The sequence below is a fragment of the Asanoa sp. NPDC050611 genome, assembly GCF_040654855.1.
Classification (GTDB): Bacteria; Actinomycetota; Actinomycetes; order Mycobacteriales; family Micromonosporaceae; genus Asanoa.
Map to the genome: position 1 here is coordinate 1 of NZ_JBFAIU010000576.1, position 2,655 is coordinate 2,655.

Sequence of the window (2,655 nt, forward strand, 5' to 3'; positions counted from 1 at the left end):
TTCGTTCGGCGTCGCCGTGATGGCCGGGCGCGCGGTGGTCCGCGAGGGAGCGGGTCGTCGAGCAGGGCCGTGACCACCGCGAGCGGCACCACCCAGCCGTCGCCGGGCTGCTGGTCGATCATGCGGAACTCGAGGTAGCCGCGCGGCCGGACCGGTGGCACGAGGGTGCCGAGGTGGCGTTCGAGGTCGGCGAGGGTGACCGGGCGCGGGCCGTGGCCGCGCAGCCAGTCGCGCATGGTCAGCCCCGTGGGCACCTGCCAGGGCCCCGGGTCGGGCTCGGCGATCATCGCGACGTTGGCGCGCAGGGCGTACTGGGCCCAGTCGGCCCGGGGCTCGCCGCTGCGGCGGGGTGCGCGGGTCCGGGTGGCGTCGGTGCCGAACCGCAGCGCCTGGCGGTAGGAGACCCAGCGCGTACCCCGGACGGTTCGGGGTGAGTTGGCGAACGCCGCCAGCAGCACCGGGCCGATCGCGTCGGCCAGCCACCACCGCATCCGGTAACCGGCCCAGCCGTCGGACTCGTCGCCCGAGTCGAGGCAGACCTGCACCGAGGCCGAGTTGCACATCACCGCGAGGCCCTTGCCGCCCGTGCGCCCGTGGTATTCGGCCAACGCCACGTAACGCGGGTGCGTGGTAATCAGCTCGGGGGTGCGCTGCGCGTCGAGGCCGGTGCCGTCCAGCTGCAGCCCGTCCGCGGCGAGCGCCGACCGCACCAGCGCGAGGTCGGTGCGGGTCCGCTCGACACAGTCCACGAGGGACACGCCGACCGCCGACGAGATCTCCAGCTGGCCGCCGGGCTCGATGGTGATCTGCCCGCCACCGGGTAGCGGGTCGAGCCCCGCGGTCGCCCCCGCCAGCCGGTCGATCGATGGCCGGGCCAGCGGCGCGCGCGGATCTCGAACGGGGTACTCGACCTCGACGCCGACCCGGCCGATCGGGCCGACGCGGAACCCCGCGGCCGCGACGTAGGTCTCTGCCGCGCGCTCCGTGAGGACGGCGATGTCGTCCACGGCGCCTCCGATGAGTGCGGTTGTCCGCCGCCGTCGGCGGGCAGCTGCCGGCGGCGCCGTTCAGGTGAGGTGGTGTGCCGCCGGGGAACCCGGTCGGGGTGACTCCATTAGCGGTCCCGTGGGCCGCCTTGTCCAGCGGAACCGGCCAACTCGAAATGAACACCCGATTGACCACACGTTCGGCTGACGGGCCCGGTTGCATGGCGGTTCTTTCACGTTTATCCGAGCGCTTTCTTAAGCCTGTCTTACGTCACCGAAAGTCGTTGCTGCGTAACGCATTCCGGGCTTCTCCGATCCTTGCGAAGAATAGGTCGGGATCGGTTAAGCTGACTCCGGCTTCAGCCGGATCATCCCCCCGGTGACACCGGCGCCGCTGCCGCCTAATCGCCGAGAGGCGAGCCGGGGACCCGCGTTCCTGGGGTGAGTCCGCGAAAGCGGTAGGGGTTGTTCCGCCCCGAACCCGTCAGCTAACCCGGTCGGCGGCCCGACCGAAGGAACGTGAATGACGCGCAAAGGACGTCCGCGCGCTTTAGCCCGGCGCGCCGCCCTCGTCGGGGCCGTCACGCTGCTGGTGAGTCTTGCCCTCGCCCCAGCCGCGGTCGCCGCACCCAACCCCGCTCCCGCGCCGCCCGTGGAGGGCGGCAAGAACGAACTGCTCGATGCGGCCATCGAGCGCACGAGCCGAGCCTTCGTCGAGGCGAAGAACGCGGTCGCCGACTCACGTAAGAAGCAGACCGCGCTCAACAAGCAGATCACGAAGCTCGATGTGCGCCGTGCGGCACTGGAGCCGCAGGCCGCCGAGATCGCTCGGCACAGCTACATCAACGGCCGGATCGGCCCCGCGCTGATGCTGCTCAACAGCGACGGGCGGGACGCCTTCCTGGCCCGCGCCGAGACCCTCGACATGCTCTCCGCCTACGACAACGAGCGGCTGGCCGAGCTCGCGGCCAACCAGCAGCAGGCGCAGGCGGCCAAGAGCCAGCTCGACCTCGAGGTCAAGCGCGAGACGGCGCAGCTCGGCGTGATGAGCAAGCAGAAGGCCGAAGTGGAGAGTGCGTTCAAGCTGGCCGGTGGCAAGACGGTCGACGGCAACGTGTACGTCAACCAGCCCGTGGCCCGGCAGTCGCCGCGCGCCGCCGACGGCTCGTTCCCCGCACAGTCGTGCAGTGTGGACGATCCGACCACCAACGGGTGCATCACGCCGCGGATGCTCTTCGCACTCAAGGAGACGCAGCGCGTGGGCTACAAGCGGTTCGTCTCGTGCCACCGGGACGGCGGCCCCTTCGAGCATCCGAAGGGGCGCGCCTGCGACTTCTCGGTGTTCAAGACGAACGACTTCGGCAGTGGCGACGCACAGGGTGACGCCCGTTTCTACGGCAACAACCTGGCGTCGTTCCTCGTGAAGAACGCCGACAAGCTCGGCATCCTGTACGTGATCTGGTACCGCCAGGTGTGGCTACCGAGCACCGGAAACTGGAAGTCCTATTCCGGTGCCCACGGCGACCCGTCCAGCGACCACACCAACCACGTACACCTGTCGATCTTGTAGGGCCTAACGCCGCCTGGTGTCGGGTGCCGGCCGTCGTGCTCCAGCTCAGACTCGATTTCCGTGACCGTGCCGCCGCCGACCCGGTCCAGCGCGATCTGC

General features: G+C 70.3%; 2 protein-coding genes and 1 riboswitch. Of the genes, one reads left to right on the plus strand and one right to left on the minus strand.

Annotation, left to right across the window (positions count from 1 at the left end; all coding sequences use genetic code 11):
- Positions 1 to 1,007, minus strand: a 1,007-nt coding sequence (locus tag AB0H87_RS40410) for a glutamate-cysteine ligase family protein (protein WP_360158703.1), incomplete at its 3' end; no start/stop codon positions are given.
- A 367-nt stretch (positions 1,008 to 1,374) separates the two neighbouring features.
- Positions 1,375 to 1,503, plus strand: a riboswitch (cyclic di-AMP (ydaO/yuaA leader).
- 6 nt (positions 1,504 to 1,509) lie between these two features.
- Here AB0H87_RS40410 and AB0H87_RS40415 point away from each other — a divergent pair.
- Positions 1,510 to 2,556: a hypothetical protein gene (locus AB0H87_RS40415; protein ID WP_360158706.1), complete on the plus strand. Its 1,047-nt coding sequence runs from the start codon at positions 1,510 to 1,512 to the stop codon at positions 2,554 to 2,556.
- The last annotated feature ends 99 nt before the right edge of the window (positions 2,557 to 2,655 follow it).